General features: G+C 42.3%; 20 protein-coding genes and 1 pseudogene. 9 read left to right on the top strand and 12 right to left on the bottom strand.

The window, feature by feature from the left end; translation table 11 throughout:
• Nucleotides 1-1548 (top strand): ATP-binding response regulator, encoded by a 1548-nt coding sequence (locus NE535_RS17000; protein ID WP_261299785.1) that lies wholly within the window; start codon nt 1-3, stop codon nt 1546-1548.
• Between the two features lie 59 nt (nt 1549-1607).
• Here the strand turns inward: NE535_RS17000 and NE535_RS16995 are convergent, their stop codons facing one another.
• Complete coding sequence (locus NE535_RS16995; protein WP_261299784.1) at nt 1608-2933, bottom strand: M20 metallopeptidase family protein; 1326 nt, start codon at nt 2931-2933, stop codon at nt 1608-1610.
• Nucleotides 2934-3169: 236 nt separating this feature from the next.
• Between NE535_RS16995 and NE535_RS16990 the strand changes: the two genes are divergently transcribed.
• The 3 genes from NE535_RS16990 to NE535_RS16980 all read left to right on the top strand — a co-directional run bounded on the left by NE535_RS16990 (nt 3170) and on the right by NE535_RS16980 (nt 6782).
• Nucleotides 3170-5050, top strand: coding sequence for a mechanosensitive ion channel family protein (locus NE535_RS16990; protein WP_261299783.1), 1881 nt, complete (start codon nt 3170-3172; stop codon nt 5048-5050).
• A gap of 87 nt (nt 5051-5137) precedes the next feature.
• The gene (locus tag NE535_RS16985) at nt 5138-5773 is read left to right on the top strand and encodes a flavin reductase family protein (protein WP_261299782.1); all 636 of its coding nucleotides are present in this window, start codon (nt 5138-5140) and stop codon (nt 5771-5773) included.
• Between the two features lies 1 nt (nt 5774).
• A complete protein-coding gene (locus tag NE535_RS16980; RefSeq protein WP_261299781.1) occupies nt 5775-6782 on the top strand; it encodes a phosphotransferase in 1008 nt (335 codons plus the stop codon).
• Nucleotides 6783-6807: 25 nt separating this feature from the next.
• Here the strand turns inward: NE535_RS16980 and NE535_RS16975 are convergent, their stop codons facing one another.
• Complete coding sequence (locus tag NE535_RS16975; protein ID WP_261299780.1) at nt 6808-7656, bottom strand: AraC family transcriptional regulator; 849 nt, start codon at nt 7654-7656, stop codon at nt 6808-6810.
• Between the two features lie 261 nt (nt 7657-7917).
• On the opposite strand from NE535_RS16975, the gene exaC reads away from it, so the two are divergent.
• The 4 genes from exaC to NE535_RS16955 all read left to right on the top strand — a co-directional run bounded on the left by exaC (nt 7918) and on the right by NE535_RS16955 (nt 11112).
• On the top strand, nt 7918-9438 hold the full coding sequence (gene exaC / locus NE535_RS16970) for an acetaldehyde dehydrogenase ExaC (protein ID WP_261299779.1): 1521 nt from the start codon (nt 7918-7920) through the stop codon (nt 9436-9438).
• 159 nt (nt 9439-9597) lie between these two features.
• Nucleotides 9598-9966, top strand: coding sequence for a response regulator (locus NE535_RS16965; RefSeq protein ID WP_261299778.1), 369 nt, complete (start codon nt 9598-9600; stop codon nt 9964-9966).
• 164 nt (nt 9967-10130) lie between these two features.
• Nucleotides 10131-10694 carry a DJ-1/PfpI family protein gene (locus NE535_RS16960; RefSeq protein ID WP_261299777.1) on the top strand — a complete coding sequence of 188 codons (564 nt, stop codon included), beginning with the start codon at nt 10131-10133 and terminating at the stop codon, nt 10692-10694.
• Between the two features lie 91 nt (nt 10695-10785).
• The gene (locus NE535_RS16955; protein ID WP_261299776.1) at nt 10786-11112 is read left to right on the top strand and encodes a ribbon-helix-helix domain-containing protein; all 327 of its coding nucleotides are present in this window, start codon (nt 10786-10788) and stop codon (nt 11110-11112) included.
• 16 nt (nt 11113-11128) lie between these two features.
• On the opposite strand, the gene NE535_RS16950 is transcribed toward NE535_RS16955, so the two are convergent.
• The 3 genes from NE535_RS16950 to NE535_RS16940 form a co-directional block, all read right to left on the bottom strand.
• Nucleotides 11129-11809: an SDR family NAD(P)-dependent oxidoreductase gene (locus tag NE535_RS16950; protein WP_261299775.1), complete on the bottom strand. Its 681-nt coding sequence runs from the start codon at nt 11807-11809 to the stop codon at nt 11129-11131.
• 261 nt (nt 11810-12070) lie between these two features.
• Nucleotides 12071-13162: a branched-chain amino acid aminotransferase gene (locus NE535_RS16945; RefSeq protein WP_261299774.1), complete on the bottom strand. Its 1092-nt coding sequence runs from the start codon at nt 13160-13162 to the stop codon at nt 12071-12073.
• A gap of 215 nt (nt 13163-13377) precedes the next feature.
• Nucleotides 13378-13746, bottom strand: coding sequence for a RidA family protein (locus NE535_RS16940; RefSeq protein ID WP_261299797.1), 369 nt, complete (start codon nt 13744-13746; stop codon nt 13378-13380).
• A 241-nt stretch (nt 13747-13987) separates the two neighbouring features.
• On the opposite strand from NE535_RS16940, the gene NE535_RS16935 reads away from it, so the two are divergent.
• Complete coding sequence (locus tag NE535_RS16935) at nt 13988-14188, top strand: cell division protein ZapB (RefSeq protein WP_188842407.1); 201 nt, start codon at nt 13988-13990, stop codon at nt 14186-14188.
• A 15-nt stretch (nt 14189-14203) separates the two neighbouring features.
• Here NE535_RS16935 and NE535_RS16930 read toward each other — a convergent pair whose 3' ends face one another.
• From NE535_RS16930 to NE535_RS16900, 7 genes and pseudogenes are all read right to left on the bottom strand, one after another.
• Nucleotides 14204-14410, bottom strand: a complete 207-nt coding sequence (locus tag NE535_RS16930; RefSeq protein ID WP_261299773.1) for a DUF1107 domain-containing protein — start codon at nt 14408-14410, stop codon at nt 14204-14206.
• Nucleotides 14411-14985: 575 nt separating this feature from the next.
• The gene (locus NE535_RS16925; protein ID WP_261299772.1) at nt 14986-15603 is read right to left on the bottom strand and encodes a thiol:disulfide interchange protein DsbA/DsbL; all 618 of its coding nucleotides are present in this window, start codon (nt 15601-15603) and stop codon (nt 14986-14988) included.
• 176 nt (nt 15604-15779) lie between these two features.
• A complete protein-coding gene (locus tag NE535_RS16920; protein ID WP_261299771.1) occupies nt 15780-16769 on the bottom strand; it encodes a serine/threonine protein kinase in 990 nt (329 codons plus the stop codon).
• Nucleotides 16770-16800: 31 nt separating this feature from the next.
• Nucleotides 16801-17100 (bottom strand): DUF3630 family protein, encoded by a 300-nt coding sequence (locus tag NE535_RS16915; RefSeq protein WP_261299770.1) that lies wholly within the window; start codon nt 17098-17100, stop codon nt 16801-16803.
• 12 nt (nt 17101-17112) lie between these two features.
• The gene (locus tag NE535_RS16910; protein ID WP_261299769.1) at nt 17113-18597 is read right to left on the bottom strand and encodes a protein adenylyltransferase SelO; all 1485 of its coding nucleotides are present in this window, start codon (nt 18595-18597) and stop codon (nt 17113-17115) included.
• 14 nt (nt 18598-18611) lie between these two features.
• Entirely contained in the window at nt 18612-18941 is a 330-nt protein-coding gene (locus NE535_RS16905) for a hypothetical protein (protein ID WP_261299768.1), read from the bottom strand.
• A 201-nt stretch (nt 18942-19142) separates the two neighbouring features.
• Nucleotides 19143-19570, bottom strand: a pseudogene (locus tag NE535_RS16900) (hypothetical protein); the annotation flags it as partial.

The raw sequence follows: 19570 nt of genomic DNA, 5'->3' as shown, positions 1-19570 counted from the left end.
ATGCAATTGAATCAGATGACAGCAATGATTATCGAAGACATGGATGCCATGCGTAACATCATGGTTGAACAATTGCGACAACATGGTTTTGGCCGCGTATTACCTGTTGAAAATAGCCGTAGGGCATTAGAAACACTGGAACACAATAACGTAGATATTGTGCTGCTTGATTGGATTATGCCTGGTGGTAATGGTATTGAAGTGTTACAAACGATGCGCTCAAATCCACAATGGCACTCTATTCCGGTCATTCTGGTTACTGCTCATACCAACAGAGATATGGTGACACAAGCCATAAAATATAATGTTTCGAACATCATCGCCAAACCCTTCACGGCTAAAACATTACAAGCAAGAGTGATACAAGCCTTAAAAGCCGAACGCAAAAACCTTTTTGAACAACTTGCACCAAAAGATCCCGATGAACTATCGTCGCAACCATTAGCAGCTGATATCAATAGCATTTTAATTGTTGATGATGTTCCTGATAATTTGGCATATTTAGTTGGTTTACTGAAAGACGATTATAAAATTCGATTCGCCAAAAATGGGGCTTCAGCATTAAAAATTTGCCAATCCGCTACCCCGCCAGATTTAGTATTACTTGATATAATGATGCCAGATATGGATGGCTATCAGGTACTGAAAGCCATGCGCGAACATCCACAATCAGACCAAATTCCTGTGGTATTTGTTACTGCACTAACAGAAATTGAACACCAAGTCGCCGGACTAGAAGGCGGCGCAATCGATTATCTAACCAAGCCTATTCAACCGCAGATTTTAAAGCTACGAGTAAAAAACTTGCTGGCCACGGTAAACTTACAACGTGATCTCCAAGCTAATTATGACAATATACTTGCGATGGCGAAGTTAAAAGACAGCGTAGAAGATATCGTTCATCATGATTTAAAAGGCCCTTTAATTGCGATAAGTGCTATGGCCGAACGGATTGCGCAAGACAAAAGTTATCCAAAAGAATTACAAACAAAAATCAATCAAATAGAAGAAATGGCTCAGCAATCAATAAACACCATCAGTTTATTTTCAGTGCTGTATAAAATTGAAACAGGCCGCTTTCAATTATCCCCTGAACCCTTTTCTATTCACAATATTATCAAGCGTATTTTGAATGTTATGCATGTCACGTTTCATCACAAACAACTGTTAGCATATCAAATTCCCGATGAAGAACCGAATCAAGAGTTTTATGTATTAGGGGATCCAATCTTAACTTACTCCTTGTTATTGAATTTGATAAAAAATGCCTTTGAAGCGGCCAAAATGAGAACAAAAGTAGCTATTCATTTTGAATCGAACAACAAAATGGTCAAGGTCAGAATTGAAAATACAGGCGTTGTGCCAGAAGATATACGTGATACTTTTTGGGATAAATACGTGTCATCGGGTAAATCGAAAGGCTCTGGTCTTGGCACATACTCAGCCAAAATACTTACCCAAGCTCAAGGTGGAGAAATTGAATTGTCGATCGATGATCTGCAAAACTTAACCTCCATAACGGTATCTATGCCCATAGCAAAGCATTGAAGCAGGTAATATCAGCACGTAATAAAGTGCCTGCAATTATGATGCAGGCACTCTATTCACTATTGATTAAACAAATCTATCGCCGTTCGGGTCATGGCTTTCACCCCCGTAGTAATAGTGGCTGGGTAGTCTGGGGCAAATTGGCTTGAATGCAATGAGGGTAAGGTGTCACCTTTTGTGACACTGTCGGCATACAATGTAGGCTCCACAGCCCCTAGCCAAAACAGTGTAATGGGCACTTTTTCAGCCGTTCTGCCATATAAACCAAAATCTTCCCCAGCCATTACCGGCGGCGCAACTTGCACATTGTCAGCCCCCAGTTCTGCTTCAATACTGACCTTCACTTTTGCCGCTAATACAGGATCGTTATAGGTAGAGGGGATAGTTTGATCGTCATGCACCTTCACTTCTGGCATTAAATCATCCGTTAGACCCGCACTGATCGCTATGCCCTTAGTAATGCGCTTAATCGCCTCAATTTGCTGGGTTCTCACCTCTGGGTTGTATGAGCGTAAAGTGAGCTGCAGCATGACTTCATTTGAAATAATATTATGCTTTGCGCCCCCATGAATTGAGCCAACGGTAACCACATTTGGCTCAAGCGGCGAGATTTCGCGGCTAGGAATAGTTTGCAAAGCCAGCACGGTTCTGGCCGCCAATACTACAGGATCTATGGTGGTATGCGGATAAGCACCATGACCGCCTTCGCCTTTAATTTTAATATCAACAGAGTCAACATTGGCAAGTGCATAGCCGCTAACTACGCCAACTTTACCAGCGGGAATGCTGGCGCTAACGTGCAAACCTAACACGGCATTGGGCGTTGGGAACTGGCTAAACAAGCCTTGTTTTAACATGGCTTTAGCCCCACCTCCGACTTCTTCAGCAGGTTGCGCCACCATCATAAGCGTGCCTTGCCAATCGGTTTTATGTTGTATTAACTGCTGAGCCGTGCCAATTAAACTGGTCATGTGAATATCATGGCCACAGCCATGCATGACACCCACAGTATTATTACTGGCATCCACAGTGGTGACTTTTGAAGCATAAGGCTTACCGGTTTGTTCAATAATCGGTAAACCGTCAGTATCAGCGCGGATCATTATGGTTGGGCCGACACCATTTTTTAAAATACCGACGACCCCATAACCACCAAAGTTTGCCGTTACCTCAAAACCAAGCTCGGCCAATTCTTGTGCCATTCGAGCACTCGAGTTTTTCTCTTGATAAGATAATTCAGGATGTTGATGCAGGTGTAAGTAAAGCTGCTCTAACTTAGGTAATGCCTGCTTAACCGAGTCTTCTAATGATGTTGCTTGACTGGCGGTTGAGCTAAATAAGCTACAAGATAGCGATACCGCTAAAGCAAGTTTTGAGGCGTTCATAGGGCGTCCTTGGTATCCGTTGGTTGAATCAAAGCTGATATGTAACAGCATCAAGCTACTCTAAACCAGTGACAGCGAATAAACTAGCACGCAACATCAACATCATCACAGCCAATATACATTAATATTTCTATAAATCATCAACATATCGCGCTAGCTCTGAAGCAATAAAACGCCTATGATTGAGCGGGTATTTTTAATATCGATATAAAATCTAGATCAAGGAAAGACAGACTATGCTGCATTTTTGGCGAATACTTTGCTCCGTTTTTATCCTGACTTCAATCTCGGTGCTGGCTGCGGATGATATAAACTTAAAAAAGGTATCTGAAGCAGAGTTACGCACCGAGGCCATCATTGAAGCCAAAACTAACCAACAATTTAGCAAAGAGGGTGAAACGCCTCTTTCGACAATGATTGTCATTAGCGATGCGATCAAAAAAAAGGATTGGCAAAAAGCCAGTAAATTTACTGATTTACGCTATCTACCTGAAGATGTCCGCGCTGAAGATGCACCAGAATTAATCCGTAAATTAAGCATCCTATGGAACAAGAAAAACATCATTGATTTGTCGCAAATCAGTGACTCACCAGCAGGGCATGCTAACGATAACTTGCCCTCTTATCGTGATTTACTTGGCGTATTAGAAACCGAGGATGGCCCCTTTCCTATTTACCTACAGCTCGTTCCCGATGGTAAAGGCGGCGAAATATGGAAAATATCCAATGCAACGATTTCTAAAGTACCTAAACTTTGGCAACAATATGGCTATCCACCACAAATAGAAGCACTAGCGAACTTTTTACCGCAAGTGACTATTTTCCATATGGATAACTGGCAGGCACTTATTTTTTTTGTCAGTATTTTCTTAGGCTGGGTAGTCGCAGGTTTTATCAGTATGCTGGCGCAATCTATCGCCAAAATATTTGAAAAAAACCTCAAAGGCATCACTCTGTTTTGTGGCCGCAGTCTACGATGGTTTGTTTACCTACTGCTTTTGCAAAACACCGCGTTGGCATTAGGTCTTTCGGTACGCGCCAGAGTATGGTTTGAAAATGGCACTTTAATCTATCTTGCATTTACCCTACTTGCTTTAGGGTTGATTGAGTTATTTGCCAGCGTCAAAGCAGAACAATTACAAAGTAAAGGTAAAAAGAACACCTACAGCATTGCACTCCTGCGTCCCATGGTCGCCATTGTAAAAATTATTACTGTCATTGTTGGCATATTAATGTGGTTTGAAAGCTCAGGCTACAATATGGCGACCATTTTAACCGGCTTAGGCGTAGGCAGTTTAGCGATTGCATTAGCGGCACAAAAACCATTAGAGAACGTGTTTGGTGCATTTACCATTTATGCCTCAAAACCCATTAACCCTGGCGACTTTTGCCGTTTTGGTGACGTTAAAGGGACTGTAGAAGAAATTGGTTTACGCTCAACAAGAGTAAGAAAACTAGACCGTTCGGTTGTGCATATTCCCAACTCGGTATTTTCATCAAAAGAGTTAGAAAACTTTTCGGTTATTGATCGCCGCCGCTTCAAGCAAGATTTACGCATCAGCCTAACCACCCCTAAAGAGCAGATACAAGTACTGCTAATTGAACTAAGAAAGTTACTTGCTGGTCACCCCAAAGTGCTTGATGTGGGTCAGCGCGCCCGTTTTCTTGCCATTGAGCGCGATGCGTTTTTGATAAAAATTAACGCCTATATTGATACCGGTAATGTGATCACCTATTTCGGCATTGCCGAGGACTTAAACTTTCACATTTTAACCATTTTGACAGAGTTAAACATTCAGATTGCACCAGCAGGCCAAAGCGTGGTGTTAACCCCATACCATGAGCCCAATGCCGCCATGCAACAAGAAGCTGCAACGACCATGCAGCAACTGATAGCTGCTGAAGAAATGCCGTTTCCTAACTTTAGTAAAGAAACCAAAGCCACCCTTAAAGACAGTGTGCAATATCCCCCTGTTGGCAGTATTTCCAATGCCGAGAAAAAAGAGCCCCCTACTGCGGAGGATGCGGCAACAGAGCAAGCTAAAACAGAAGAGCAGCAAGCCGCTTTATCTGAAATTGAATCTGACCAAAGTGCCACTGACAGCGGTAAATCTTAGTCAATAGTGCACTTGTTGAAGCGGATAAGACGAGTTAATAAAGGCTGATCAACTCATCTTATCCGTTCTAAATAATTGGAGCTTTAGATGCCACAAGACGAACGCTATTTTTATCAACCAAGTCAGGGGCATGGCTTAGCCCACGACCCACTTAATGCCATTGTCAGCCCACGCCCCATTGGTTGGATAGCCTCAAAAAATAGCCAAGGTCAACGTAATTTAGCCCCTTATAGTTTTTTTAATTGCTTCAATTACACCCCGCCCATTATTGGCTTTGCCAGTATTGGCAGGAAAGACAGTGTCGCCAATATTGTCGAAACCGGTGAATTTGTCTGGAACTTAACCACCAGAGAATTGGCTGAAAAAATGAATCAAACCTCTGCGCCTTTACCCCGCGGTGAAGATGAATTTACTTTTGCAGGGCTTACACCGGCAGCCAGCAAAATAGTATCTGTTGATCGCGTAGCAGAAAGCCCAGTAAACTTTGAATGCAAGTTAACCCAATGCATCCAATTAAAAGATGCCAATGGTCAAGATATTGATACTTGGCTAGTGCTTGGTGAAGTGATCGCAGTGCATATCGCCAAACACCTGATTAATGACGCTGGCATCTATCAAACCACACTCGCTGAACCTGTTATGAGAGCAGGTGGCCCAACCGCTTATTACACAGTTACTGAAAACAATCGCTTTGATTTATCTCGCCCGGTAATGTCAAAGTAATATGCAAGCACAACAGTTAACAAAAATCGTTAAAGTCCTTGGCGCGCAAAGTGCTTCCCATGTAGACACGATTCAATCACTTTGGGGCGATTATGGAGAGCTTGTCAGAGTCTATTTAACGGGGTATCACTGTGCATCGGTCATTGTTAAACATATTCAGTTTCCGCAGCCTAAGACTCATCCCAGAGGTTGGGCGACTGATTTATCCCACCAGCGAAAACTCTTATCGTATCAAATAGAAAGTTATTGGTATCAGCATTACGCCAATCTCTGCACCGCGAGTTCTTATGTGCCCAAATGCCTGTGGATTGAAACAACTGAGCACGAAACCCTGCTGATTTTAGAAGATCTAGCCCAACTTGGGTTCAGCGCAATTAATCCTCAACCTAGCAAAAGCGTGATTCAAGCCTGTTTAACTTGGCTTGCGCACTTTCATGGCCAATTTATGCAACACAGTGGTGACGGATTATGGCCGATTGGGAGTTATTGGCACTTAGCAACAAGGCCTGATGAACTGGCCGCGTTGCAAGATACTAAGCTAAAAGATGCGGCTACAGCATTAGATAGCATCCTTAATCATTGCCAGTTTCAAACCTTAGTACACGGCGATGCCAAACTAGCCAACTTTTGTTTTACACCTGATTCAACTAAAGCTGCCGCGGTCGATTTTCAATACATTGGCAAAGGCTGCGGTATGAAGGATGTCGCCTATTTCCTCAGTAGTGTCATAGCATTCAATCAAGCCACTACAAGTATCGAACAAGCCGTAGAACAATATATTGATTTTTATTTCAAACAATTAGCCATCAGCGTTGCCCACCACCATCCTGCTATCAATACAGCACGCCTCGAAAGCTCATGGCGCCCGCTATACGCCATTGCTTGGGCTGACTTCAACCGGTTTATCAAAGGCTGGAGCCCTGAGCATCCTAAAATAAATGCTTACTCTGAAACGTTAACCTTACAAGCACTTACGCAGTTAGCTGCTGAAAACGATGACCACAACTAAACCAAAAACACAGAGGATGACTTGGTTAACTGTTTAAGTGGCGCTGCTTATAGTCAGTGGGGCTCATGCCATAATACTGTTTAAACAAGCGGCTGAAATGGCTAGCACTGTGATACCCCAGTGAAAAACACACTTGGGTAATTTGCTGCCCCTGGGCAATTAATTTTGCCGCCTGCTTAAGCCTAATCTGTTGCTGAAAAGCCATTGGAGTGCAACCAAAATGGTTTTTAAATTGGTTAAAAAATTTGCTGCGACTCATGCAGGCAAGCCGACATAGCACATCGATATCTAAGGCTTCATGTAAATGATTTCTCATGTACTGCAGCACTGAATTCAAGCCATTAAATTCAGGATTTTGTTCACTATGAAGCAATAAAAAATCACGGGTTTGAAAGCGCAATAATCTAATCACTAATTCTGAAATGGCTAAATCTATCAAACAAGATCTGTCTTGTTCGTTTTCGGTAAAAATCTGCACCATACGCTCGAGCAACGCTTGGGTTTGTTGGTTATGGTGGGTATGGACAACGGATTGTCGATATTGCCAGTCACCGTAGGATTTTTCTAATGGAGCCCGCATTTGCAGTTGCTCTGCCACTTGTTTCACTTTATCAGTGGCAATTTCAATCGCTAAACAAGTAGTTGGCTGATGAATTTTAGCCTCTGGAAAATCGATTTCTACCGCTTGATTCGGTGCCATGATAAACGATTCATGCGGGTAAAAAGCCGCCTCATAATCATCGACCGAATGCATGACTTTTTTGCCCGTCACCATGCCACAAAACAATAATTGGTCTGACTTTAACGCCACCCGTGACGCTTGCTCAAAAGTATCGTAAATACTCAGCTCAGCCTCGGGGCCAGCAAAAGTCATTTTATTCTCCACCAGCACCTGGGGCGCGGCGCGCTTTTGTTGTAAACATCCTTTGATCATCATTTCACCTATAGCAGGGTTATACCACTCGAATATAACAATCCTGTACAACAATCCTTGCTATCGGTGACCAGATAAAAACACAGGTTACATTATCAATTGTACTGTGAGTCAACAGCTATGGATTTTCAGAATAGCGCTCTAATCAATATTTGTTCTAGGTTAATTAGTCATCCCAAAAATACAATTAGAGGAAAGTATATGATTTATGCAGCACCCGGCGAAACAGGATCTGTCATCACGTTCAAGGCTGTTTATCAAAACTACATCGGTGGTCAATGGGTCGAACCGGTTAATGGAAAATACTTTGATAATATCAGCCCGGTCAATGGCCAAGTTTTCTGTAAAATTCCGCGTTCAGACCAACATGACATCGATTTAGCATTAGATGCAGCCCATAATGTTAAGGCAGCCTGGGGAGCAACCTCAGCAACAGAGCGGTCAAATATTTTATTGAAAATAGCCGATCGTATTGAGGCCAACCTTACCCAACTTGCTGTCGCAGAAACTTGGGATAATGGTAAAGCGATACGTGAAACGTTAAATGCTGATATTCCATTAGCTGTGGATCATTTCCGATATTTTGCTGGTTGCCTGCGCGCGCAAGAAGGCAGCGCCGCTGAAATTGATGCCAATACTTTGTCTTATCATATCCATGAGCCTTTAGGCGTAGTCGGACAAATTATTCCGTGGAATTTCCCTATTTTGATGGCCGCTTGGAAACTCGGTCCAGCCTTAGCAGCCGGTAACTGCGTAGTATTAAAACCAGCAGAACAAACGCCAGCATCGATTTTAGTGTTAATGGAATTAATCGGCGATTTATTACCTGCTGGCGTACTGAACATAGTCAATGGTTACGGCGCTGAAGCAGGCCAAGCCTTAGCCACAAGTAAACGCATTGCCAAAATCGCCTTTACCGGTTCAACACCTGTGGGGTCGCATATTATGAAATGCGCCGCTGAAAACATTATCCCTTCTACCGTAGAGCTTGGGGGGAAATCGCCAAATATTTTCTTTAATGATGTGTTCAATTTTGAAGACGAATACCTCAGCAAATGTATTGAAGGAGCGGTACTCGCATTTTTCAACCAAGGCGAAGTATGTACGTGTCCATCAAGGCTGTTAGTGCAGGAAGATATTTACCCACAATTTATTGAAAAAATTATTGAACGCTCCAAAGCCATTAAACGTGGTAACCCACTGGATACAGACACCATGGTGGGCGCGCAAGCCTCTGAAGAACAATTTGATAAAATCATGAGTTATATCGCAATCGGTAAAGAAGAAGGTGCTGAAGTGTTACTTGGCGGTAATGTTGAAACCCTTAGCAATGAGTATCAAAAAGGCTTTTATATTCAGCCAACCCTTTTAAAAGGCACCAATAACATGCGTGTGTTCCAGGAAGAAATTTTTGGTCCGGTTATTTCGGTCACCACTTTTAAAGATGAAGCGGAAGCACTCGCTATGGCTAATAACTCTGAATTTGGTTTAGGTGCCGGGGTATGGACCCGCGACATGAATTTAGCTTATCGAATGGGGCGTAAAATTGAAGCAGGAAGAGTCTGGACCAACTGCTATCACATGTATCCAGCCCATGCCGCATTTGGGGGTTACAAAAAGTCAGGTGTCGGGCGCGAAACCCATAAAGTGGCACTAAACCATTACCAACAAACTAAAAATCTATTGGTTAGCTACGATGTCAATCCGCTGGGCTTTTTTTAATGTCATAAAATCGCGTATTGATTGTTGGGCACAGGGCTGATGTGATTCAGCCCTGTTATTATTGCCAGCATAAGTTCAAAAAACGCTTACATAACACACTGGATTTTTAGCTGAAATTACATACACTGTAATCAATGCGGTTAATTCAATAGGACATGTATGACGACTAAAAAAATATTAGTAATAGATGACGATCCCATTTGTTCAGGTGTGTTGCTGGCAATTATTGGTGATGCACACCAGGTTATATCTGCGAATTCAGGTTCCAGCGCATTAGAAATTCTCACCACATTCAAACCAGATCTCATTTTACTTGATATCAATATGCCCAACATTAACGGCTATCAAGTTGTAAAACTGGTGAAAAATAATCCGCTGACAGAGAATATTCCTATCATTATTCTCAGTGGCCTAACTGAAGAATCAGATAAAGAGTTTGGCTTACGCATAGGTGCCGACCATTACCTGACAAAACCTATTATGCCCGATGAGATTGAACGCACCATTAAACAATATCTAGGTCATTAACACCGCCCCATAAAACGAAAGCGCTTTTAGCTTTCGTTTTATCACTCTCTCCGTCATCAACTCCCCGATATTCATTAGCCTTCATTTGTAGTATCTGATTACTACCACTGTCTTTTTTGAGCCAGTAAAGTAACAAGGTAATTTGAATATAAATGGAGTTTATGATGGCTAAAGTGTTAATTATTGCGGGTGATTTTGTTGAAGATTACGAGCTGATGGTGCCGTTTCAAGCATTACAAATGGTAGGACATCAGGTCACTGTTGTGTGTCCAAATAAATCAGCAGGTGACACCATTAAAACGGCTATTCATGATTTTGAAGGCGATCAAACCTACACCGAAAAACCGGGACACTTATTCGCATTAAATGGCGATTTTAATGATATTCTCGAGCCTCAATTCGATGCCTTGCTAATCCCAGGTGGCCGCGCGCCAGAATACCTTCGTCTAGATAAAAAAGTCATTGCTTTAGTACAAGCTTTTGCAGCAAGTCAAAAACCGATTGCGGCTGTGTGTCATGGAGCCCAGCTATTAACGGCTGCCAATGTAGTTCAAGGTAAAAAGATATCGGCTTACCCAGCTTGCGCCCCTGAAGTGACACAGGCTGGTGGTGAATACTGTGAGATAGCCGTTACCGAAGCCATTACTGATGGTAACTTTGTCACCGCACCTGCATGGCCTGCACATCCGGATTGGTTAGCACAATTTAATCAATTGCTAACTCGCTAATCATCAGCACTTAACGTGTGAAGTTTGGATTGCATCAGCAAATATAATCCGTCACGATGGGGACTCATTAGCCAACGTGACGGATCATCATATGTGTGAAATTTATTCTGGAGCTGAACCTGAACTTTTTGAATCACAAACTCGCTCTATTCGCATTGACGGAGTGGTGACAAGCATTCGACTTGAAGCGGTATTTTGGCAAATTATTCAACAAATCGCTGAAGAAGCCGATTTGTCTATCGCTGAATTCCTCACCCGCATTTATCGTGAAGTTATGATTAAACGCGGCGAAATTAATAATTTCAGCTCGCTTTTACGCGTTGCCTGTACCACTTATTTGAATAAGGGTACCAGAATCACATTAACGCCCTCTGATGCTGAAGACGATTTCTGGGCAAAGCAAAACTCACTCATCTAAACACGCCGCTATCCAACTAAGCTCGGTTAATTGTAATATCGGCAACATAACCATGTTGAGAGCTCACTAGAGCCTGTTTAAGCATATTGGCGGCTTCATCGGCACTCATAAAGCAAGAAGTATCTATGGTTTTACCACTGGTTGCCCAAAAGTCGGTATCCATTCCACCTGGATAGACTGCGATAATTTTCATTGGGCTGCCTTTTAACTCAAGGCGCACAGACTCAATAAATCCCCGCACAGCCCATTTAGCTGCGCAATAGGTAGACTCTCCCGCTTTAGCGACCTGTGCAGCAGTAGACATCACAACCACCACATTCACGGCCTGATCTCGATAGCGTTTAACCGCCTCACGCACCAACATAATGGCTGACATAATATTGTTTTGCAGTAACGCCGAGATAGCTGCAGGATTCTGGTTTTCAATGGCCCCAAAATACCCACTGCCAGCACAATGAATAATGGTGTGTAATCTTGATTGAGCTTGTAGCAAACCCACTTGGTCAAAAAGAGCTGACACACTGATGTCAGAGGTTAAATCGGCATCAATAGCACAGATATGTGTTCCTTGACCTTGTGTTACGGCATCTAAACGCGCTTTATTTCGCCCTGAAATAATCACTTGCTGATTATCTTCGAGGTAACATTTGGCTAATGCCGCCCCCAACCCACTGCTTGCACCGGTAATTAAAATCATAATAGCCTCTTAAATCAAACGAATAATGAGTGTCGTTATTCTCTAGCAAGTATCAAACAACAAGCCTAATTGAATTAACCCGCGTACAAATAACAACAAGCATCTATACAGAAGTATGAATCTAAAAATGCGATCACGGGCGACTGAGTTTAGATGCGTTCAGCTAAAGCTATCGTAACAGTAAGAGGACAATAAAAAATCCGACATCATCACTGATATCGGATTTTAGTTGCTAACCTTGATTTACGAGAGCATCAAGCGCTAAGACGCGACTTTTTCAACACGTTTTACCCAGCCATCAGGACCTTGCAGGTTACCTTTTTGGATATCGGTAAATACCTTGTAGATTTTTTTGATGTTCGGGCCAACTTTGCCATCACCAACTGTCAATACTCGGTGATCTTCAAAAATATATGATGTCACCGGAGAAACCACAGCCGCAGTACCAAAACCACCCGCTTCAACAATTTCACCCGACTCAATGTCAGCAATAAATTGATCGAGCATGACGGTCTCTTGGCGAACTTCGCATCCCAGTAATTCACCCAATTCAAGAATCGATTGCGAGGTAATAGATTTTAAAATGGTGTCAGTAAATTTAGGAATAATGACAGTGCCATCTTTTAAAATATGGAAGTGGTTCATTGCCCCCACTTCTTCAATTTGCTTGTTGTTCGCATCAAGATACAGCACCTGAGCCGCACCATATTCCGCTGCCGCCTTGCCAGCACGTAATGATGCAGCATAATTACCTGATGCTTTTGAAGCGCCCGTACCACCAGACACTGCACGATGGAATTGGGTGGTAATAAGCAAGCGAATACCATCATTCACACCCGCAGCATAATAAGCGCCAGAAGGACTTAGAATGACGCAAAAAGTGTATTGCTGGCTTGGGCTGACAGACAAACGGTCTTCAGTCGCAAAAATAAATGGACGAATGTATAAACACGCCCCTTCTTGCATCGGGAACCACTTTCTATCAACATCAATTAGGCTATTAATCGCCTTTAATTGAATTTGCTCATCAATATTGGGAATACAGACGATATCGGCCGAACGATTCATGCGCTCGGCATTTTTATTCAGACGGAAAGTATAAATCTCGCCGTCTTCATGCATAAAGGCTTTCGCCCCTTCAAAAATGGATTGGCCATAGTGCAGGGTCATTGCTCCTGGCGCCATTTCAAAAGGACCATAAGGCACAATGCGCGGATCACACCATTGGCCGTCACGGTAATCCATCAAAAACATATGGTCGGTACGTAATTTACCAAAACCAACATTACCTTCGGGAGTGAACTGCTCAGTGCGGCGCTCTGACGCGGGTTTTAAATTATATTTTATATCCATTGCATACCACCTTAAAAACTGAGCTTGAAGACTATGGAGAGCTGTAAATAAAGTCAAGTTTACTGTCTCGTTAGTTGCGCAGATTACGTCAATTCAACGTAACAAGCATCAGTATTTTTTTTCAATCTCGTCAATGTACACACTGACAATGAACCAGAAACTCATCCAACAAAAAACAGCCACACAAGTAAAGTCACTGTAAGCTCAGTCAGTGATTATTCGATAACGGCGGCAATCACCGACACTTCGACTAAATATTCTGGTTCGGCAATTGCAGCTTGAACACAAGCTCTGGCAGGTGCGTGGCCTGATACCAACCACTTATCCCAAACCGCGTTCATCGCATCATAATCTTGCATATCTTTAAGGTAAATCGTCGCCGATAAGATATGACTGTGTCCGCTGCCAGCTTGAGCAAGCAAGCTGTCTACTTCAGCGAGCATAGTTTGAGTTTGAGTAGTGATATCGGCAAACTTATCCGTCGCCACTTGGCCGCATAAATACACAGTCTTATTGTGAATAACGATACTGCTCATACGTGGATTTACATCTATTCGGGTGATCATCTTCTCTATCGTCGCCATCATTATTAATTTTTCGGACTTAAAAAGTATCACGAACATCGGCTTTTTCGCTATAGACGATAGGGGGAATATAAGATGATTTTATTGCGTGTTATAAGGGTTATTGATAAAAGATAAGTACAAACAGCAAAATAGTATTAAATTTGGTTTATTTTTTGCCCACTTAGCGATAAAGACTATTCTACAAGGCCTTGTCACTGCTAGAATCGGGGTTCCATCCAGAAACCATAGGACTCCCCACATGAGCCTTGAATTATTGTCCCAATTGGAAACTAAAATCCAGGCGACTCTTGAAAATATTGAGCTACTAAAAATGGAGCTTGAAGAAGAGAAGCAAAAAAGCGCAGCACTTACAGAAAAAAACCAACAATTAGAGCAAGACCTAAACTCATGGAGTGATAAGGTCAACGGCCTTGTTGGTTTATTGAATAGCGAAATCTAATCTGAATTACCCGTGCTAAACTGCTTGATGATGTTGTGATTCAATCAGCGCATTTAATTCTAAAATCGCCTGCTTAACTTTTGGCAGGCTTTTTTTCGGCAACAAAAAACGCCCTCGATCAAATTCTAGTCGGCCTAGGTCTTTTACCCAAACCACACCACAGAGAAATATTCTTGCGTGCTTCACTATTAATTTAGGAGCATAAACTGGGAACATTCTCATAAAGCCTCCTGTTTAATTATTCATCTTTTGATAAGTGGTGATACATCTCGCCTCAACTGTCCGGTTCTACTGTATCAACCTTCGATAAAACTTCTGACAAGGTCGCTTGATACTTGTTGCTATGTCCAGACACGAAATATTTGACTATAAAACATCCAATAAGTTGCATGATAGCCAGTTATTTTTAGTGAAAAATATTTAACCTCAGTTCAGGATATCCAAAAAAAACAAAGTGACAAAAAAATGCCACTTGCCAATTTTTTGACACCCTGTTATTATCTTTAACGTTACTCAGGGTATAAAGAGCTATTTAGCTCGACACCGTATCGCTTTTTTAAGCATACGGTTTTTTTTTGCCTATTATTTATGCCCGTTGCTTACAATGAATAGCCAATCATCTTGGATGTATCGCCCTGTTCAAAAACACAAAAGTGACCACATCTAACACACTCGATTTCAAGCTAACCAGCGGGCTTAGTGTCATGAGACCGTCAATACAGCCCAACGCCAAAAGAATTTGAGGCAACAAAAAAGGAGCCTAAGCTCCTTTATTGATTATGCGTTTACAGCATAAATTACTTCTTATTCATCTCGGCTAAATAATAAGCAATATCAAGCAATTCGTCATAAGACTTGATCGAACCCGTTTCAACACGGTACTTACCATTCACAACTAAAGATGGTACGCCTGAGATTTTGGCATTTTTAGCATCACGCGCCATTTTAGACATTTGGGCATTTACCATAAATGAATTGGCAGCTGCATCGAAATCTTTGCCTTCTACACCGTTAGCAATAAATAACAAACGAATGTCATTTTGATTAGCGAAGCTTTGCTTTTTCTCGTGAATCGCAGAAAATAATGCCGCTTCAATTTTTTCTTCTACTTTCAACTGGTGCGCAATAGCAAATGCACGCGACATTTCTACACCCATGTCACGACCAATAAACTCAACATGAGATTGATTAAACGCCACACCTTCTGGCAATGTCTTTTTAATTGTTGGAATAACCGTTTTTGAGAAGTTGAAACAGTGACCACAGAAAAATGAGAAAAACTCGGTGATTTCAGGCTTGGCAGAACCAGGGCCGTCGTTGATCACTGTGTAATGCACACCTTCTTGATAATCTGCTGCGGTTGCAGCTAATGGAGTAAATAGTAACGCTGCTGCCATTAATAATGCTTTTTTCATTTGAGTTCCTTTTATATATCGCTTTTATTCGTAATGTTTTAAATGCGCCATCAACCAATGCAGCTATCTTACCTTTAGCATTGAATAAAATCACAACCTTAAACGGATTGTATTTGTAACAATTTACACCAACCAGTAAAAATTAAGTTTAATTAACCTTCGTTGAGTTCTGTCGCTCAAAATAGACTTAACGGGGCTTCATCGAGTGCCGCTAACTGTTCCTTGAATGCCAAAGTTTGCTGCTCCCAGTATTTGAGATCACCGAACCATGGAAAGTTCATTGGAAATGCAGGATCTTGCCAGCGTTTTGCCAACCACGCATTGTAATGCACCATTCTTAATGCGCGCAAAGGTTCAATTAAAACCAATTGACGCGGATCAAAGTCAGCAAACTCTTGATAGCCTTCAAGCAAGGTATCAAGTTGCAGTATTTGTTGCTGACGGTCACCCGTTAACATCATCCAGATATCCTGTACTGCTGGGCCTTGTTTAGCATCATCTAAATCGACAAAACCAGGTCCATCTGGCGTCCATAAAATATTCCCTGGATGCAAGTCACCATGCAAGCGGATTGATTTAAATGCTTGTCCTTGCCAGATGGTTGTGGCTTTTTGTAACACTTGCTCGACAACGGTAAAAAACGCATGTGCCATTGAAGGTGCGACCATACCACTTTCACGCAAGTAATTAAGTGGCTCGACGCCTAATACCTGTGGATTTAATGCTTCACGGTGTACAAAGGGTTGCTTGGCAGCATATTGATGAATACGCCCAATAAAGCGGCCCACGGCTTCCAGTTGATCAAGGTTGTCGACTTCAAATGCTCGCCCGCCGATAGAGGCAAATAACGCCATTCGAAAGCCTTTATATTGATGTAATGTTTTACCATCAATAATGAGCGGGGCGGCAACGGGCACTTCGTTTTCAGCTAACTCAAGCGAATAGTCATGTTCTTCTTGGATCTGTTCATCCGTCCAGCGGTGCGGTCGATAAAACTTCACTACATAACGTTTACCGTCATCACTGCGAAACTGGTATACCCTATTTTCATAACTATTTAAGGCAAGTAAGCCTGTTTCAGGGTAAATACCGATGCTTTCAATCGCATCTAATATCAGATCGGGTGTGAGAGCCTGGTAATGGAATTCCGTTGCTTGTTCGATCATATCATCCGCTTTTTAGGGTATTGAGTCATTATTAAGACTGAATATAGGGCTGTAGTAAGCTATGTAAATACACTAGCACGTCGAACTCATCTTGGCGCTCGGTGCTGATCCAGCAAATGTCGCCATAGAACTCATAATGCAACCATAACTGACTGCCTTCAAAATCTAATAGCCATTGGTGGCGATCTGCGCCCCACTGCCGTTCACGCACCTGACAATCTAATGCGTGAGCTAACGGCTCGGCAAAGTCGGCGAATTGTTCAAAATCAATATTGGCACTGATCAACAAACTTAAATTGTCGCTATCTAAAGTAGCAGAGAGTAACTTCATATTTATGCTCAATTAACTACTACAGGACATGATTAAACCTTGTCCCCATTCAGGTGGACGCTTGGCAAAATCTTCCATGGTAGGATGTTGATTAAAAGGGTGACGTAATAACTGATGTAATTGTACTAGCTTACTGTTATCGCCTTGCTCTTCTATAGCAATAATGGCTTCCTGAGCTAAGTAATTACGTAAAATATATTTAGGATTAACGGCATTTCTATCCCGTTGCCAGTTGGCAACATCATCCACTTTACCCACTCGTTGCTGGTAACGGGCAAACCAATGATCAAATTTAGCCACATCAACCATGTCATCTCGCAAACTCGATTTTTGGCTGCTGACATCAAGCTCACCAAAGCGACGTAAGCTATTGGTATAATCCAGTTGATTGGTTTCAAGTAAGGTTGTGAACTCGCCCACGAGTTGTAAATCTTGCTTTTGTTGCTCAGCGATAGCTTCATCGGTTAACGATGGCTCTTGAGCAAACTTTACTTCCGCTAGGCCTAATTTTTGCTCCATCAACAATAAGTAATGATCGACTAAGTAACGTTGATATTGATTCAGAGCTTGGACTAAATCATCAGAGGCAATGAGCGGTGTAAGGGCTTGCGCTAGTCGCTGTAAATTCCAAAAGCCAACACCGGGTTGCTGACCAAATGCATAACGGCCTTCATGGTCAGAATGATTACAAATAAAGTCTTCTTTAAAGGTGTCCAAAAATGCAAATGGACCAAAATCGAAACTGTCACCCAGAATCGACATATTATCGGTATTCATGACACCGTGTGCAAAACCAATGCTTTGCCAGTGGGCAATCATTTTAGCGGTAGCCGCCACTACCTCATTAAACCATTGGATATAGCCAGCTTTGTCGGTCGATAAATGTGGAAAATGCTGGCTGATGGTAAAGTCAGCCAATTGTTTTAACTTGGCATTATTGCCCTTTTCGGTATAGCTAAAATATTCAAAATGGCCAAATCGAATATGGCTTTTAGCAAGCCTGACCGTGATAGCTGCGGTTTCCTGACCTTCACGCCATACAGGTAAATCTGATCCTATTACGGCTAATGCTCGGCTGGTCGGCACATGCAAAGCGGCCAACGCTTCAGAAATCAAAAACTCTCGAACGGCTGAACGCATGACTGCGCGACCATCTCCCATACGGGAATAAGGTGTAGGCCCTCCCCCCTTTAATGCCACATCCCAGGCATAATGAGGTCCAATCGCTTCGCCTAAAATGATTGAGCGGCCATCGCCAAGCCTAGGAGTATATCCGCCAAATTGATGACCACTGTAGACTTGCGCATAATAGCTTGCCCCGTCTGCCGCATGATTGGCAGAAAGTTGCATCAATAATTCATCATTAGGCTTGCTCAAACCAATCAATGCTGCGGCATCATCACTCCAACCTAACCAATGCGGATTTGAAATCGGTTGTGGGTATACCTGACTGTAAAAACCCGTTAGCTGTTCAAAAAAGTCTTGCTTAAAGCGCATTAGAAATATCCTTTTTAGAGCTGCTTTAAAAAGTCTTTATCACTCATCAATTGCTGACAGTCGATTTGGTTATTGTCTAAGGTTTCACATTTTTGGCCACAGGTAAAATCAACCTGTTCTGTCAATGTGACACCTTGAATACGCACTAAGCCTGAACCTTTAGCCTGGCATTGTTCTAACGTATCGTAATAGCCTTTTATTACATCGTGTTGCAAAGTGTGATCGGTTTTGTCTGCCGCATCAGCAAAGTAGAATAAAGTCCATTCTGGGCTACGAATACAACCGCTTAATGACAGGGTAACAAGCAAAAGACCAATGAATTTATTAAATGACGTGGCGAGCATTTTAATATCCCTTAAGTTACATCGCAGAAGTTGTGTATCAGCCAAGTTTCATCAACCAGGTGCACAGCAAAAGTGCATAAAAAAAGCGGACTGATGTCCGCTTAATTCTACTTCAGTTAGCAATATGATACTCGATATTACTGACATCTGTTGATATTTTAAGGTTTAGCTTTCACTAGACGCTCATCTAAATAGGGCTGATCAAGGTTGTGCTTTTAACTTGGCTTTTTCAATCCGACCAATCCGCCCTTCAAACCCTGTTATTGTGCCATCTGACAATTGATGTGCGATGGCATGCTGGCAAATTGCCAGCGCTTTATCAAACTGACCGATATCATTTAATAAGGTGGTTAAGTGCAGGTGCCCAGCCGCTTTTCCATCAGCAAATTGTGACTTATCCTGTTGATATAAACTATCAAATAATCCTAAGTACGCTTTATACAACTTAGCACCATATTGGCAATAGTCCGCTTGTTTACGCATTTTGTAGCTGTGGCTAATGACCTGTGACAGGGCGTCAAACTGAGCCTGATCACCTTCAGATATTTTGGCCTGTTCAACAATCTTTTTAAACGTGTCGCTGGCCCAACTGCCAGGTTTTACTAAGGTCAATGCTTTGGCTGGCTCTG

It is taken from the genome of Shewanella holmiensis (assembly GCF_025370255.1).
Classification (GTDB): Bacteria; Pseudomonadota; Gammaproteobacteria; order Enterobacterales; family Shewanellaceae; genus Shewanella; species Shewanella holmiensis.
Note: the sequence above shows the minus strand (reverse complement) of the source record. Positions and strands in the feature narration are given on the sequence as shown.

Bases quoted from the DNA above. Each gene is read 5' to 3' on its own strand.
- NE535_RS16960 (WP_261299777.1), top strand. From the start codon at position 10,131: ATGGCTAAAGTGTTAATTATTGCGGGTGATTTTGTTGAAGATTACGAG.
- exaC (WP_261299779.1), top strand. From the start codon at position 7,918: ATGATTTATGCAGCACCCGGCGAAACAGGATCTGTCATCACGTTCAAG.
- NE535_RS16975 (WP_261299780.1), bottom strand. From the start codon at position 7,656: ATGACTTTTGCTGGCCCCGAGGCTGAGCTGAGTATTTACGATACTTTT.
- NE535_RS16985 (WP_261299782.1), top strand. From the start codon at position 5,138: ATGCCACAAGACGAACGCTATTTTTATCAACCAAGTCAGGGGCATGGC.
- NE535_RS17000 (WP_261299785.1), top strand. From the start codon at position 1: ATGCAATTGAATCAGATGACAGCAATGATTATCGAAGACATGGATGCC.
- NE535_RS16930 (WP_261299773.1), bottom strand. From the start codon at position 14,410: ATGAGAATGTTCCCAGTTTATGCTCCTAAATTAATAGTGAAGCACGCA.
- NE535_RS16945 (WP_261299774.1), bottom strand. From the start codon at position 13,162: ATGGATATAAAATATAATTTAAAACCCGCGTCAGAGCGCCGCACTGAG.
- NE535_RS16965 (WP_261299778.1), top strand. From the start codon at position 9,598: ATGACGACTAAAAAAATATTAGTAATAGATGACGATCCCATTTGTTCA.
- NE535_RS16995 (WP_261299784.1), bottom strand. From the start codon at position 2,933: ATGAACGCCTCAAAACTTGCTTTAGCGGTATCGCTATCTTGTAGCTTA.
- NE535_RS16935 (WP_188842407.1), top strand. From the start codon at position 13,988: ATGAGCCTTGAATTATTGTCCCAATTGGAAACTAAAATCCAGGCGACT.
- NE535_RS16910 (WP_261299769.1), bottom strand. From the start codon at position 18,597: ATGCGCTTTAAGCAAGACTTTTTTGAACAGCTAACGGGTTTTTACAGT.
- NE535_RS16920 (WP_261299771.1), bottom strand. From the start codon at position 16,769: ATGATCGAACAAGCAACGGAATTCCATTACCAGGCTCTCACACCCGAT.
- NE535_RS16990 (WP_261299783.1), top strand. From the start codon at position 3,170: ATGCTGCATTTTTGGCGAATACTTTGCTCCGTTTTTATCCTGACTTCA.
- NE535_RS16925 (WP_261299772.1), bottom strand. From the start codon at position 15,603: ATGAAAAAAGCATTATTAATGGCAGCAGCGTTACTATTTACTCCATTA.
- NE535_RS16915 (WP_261299770.1), bottom strand. From the start codon at position 17,100: ATGAAGTTACTCTCTGCTACTTTAGATAGCGACAATTTAAGTTTGTTG.
- NE535_RS16940 (WP_261299797.1), bottom strand. From the start codon at position 13,746: ATGGCGACGATAGAGAAGATGATCACCCGAATAGATGTAAATCCACGT.
- NE535_RS16905 (WP_261299768.1), bottom strand. From the start codon at position 18,941: ATGCTCGCCACGTCATTTAATAAATTCATTGGTCTTTTGCTTGTTACC.
- NE535_RS16980 (WP_261299781.1), top strand. From the start codon at position 5,775: ATGCAAGCACAACAGTTAACAAAAATCGTTAAAGTCCTTGGCGCGCAA.
- NE535_RS16955 (WP_261299776.1), top strand. From the start codon at position 10,786: ATGTGTGAAATTTATTCTGGAGCTGAACCTGAACTTTTTGAATCACAA.
- NE535_RS16950 (WP_261299775.1), bottom strand. From the start codon at position 11,809: ATGATTTTAATTACCGGTGCAAGCAGTGGGTTGGGGGCGGCATTAGCC.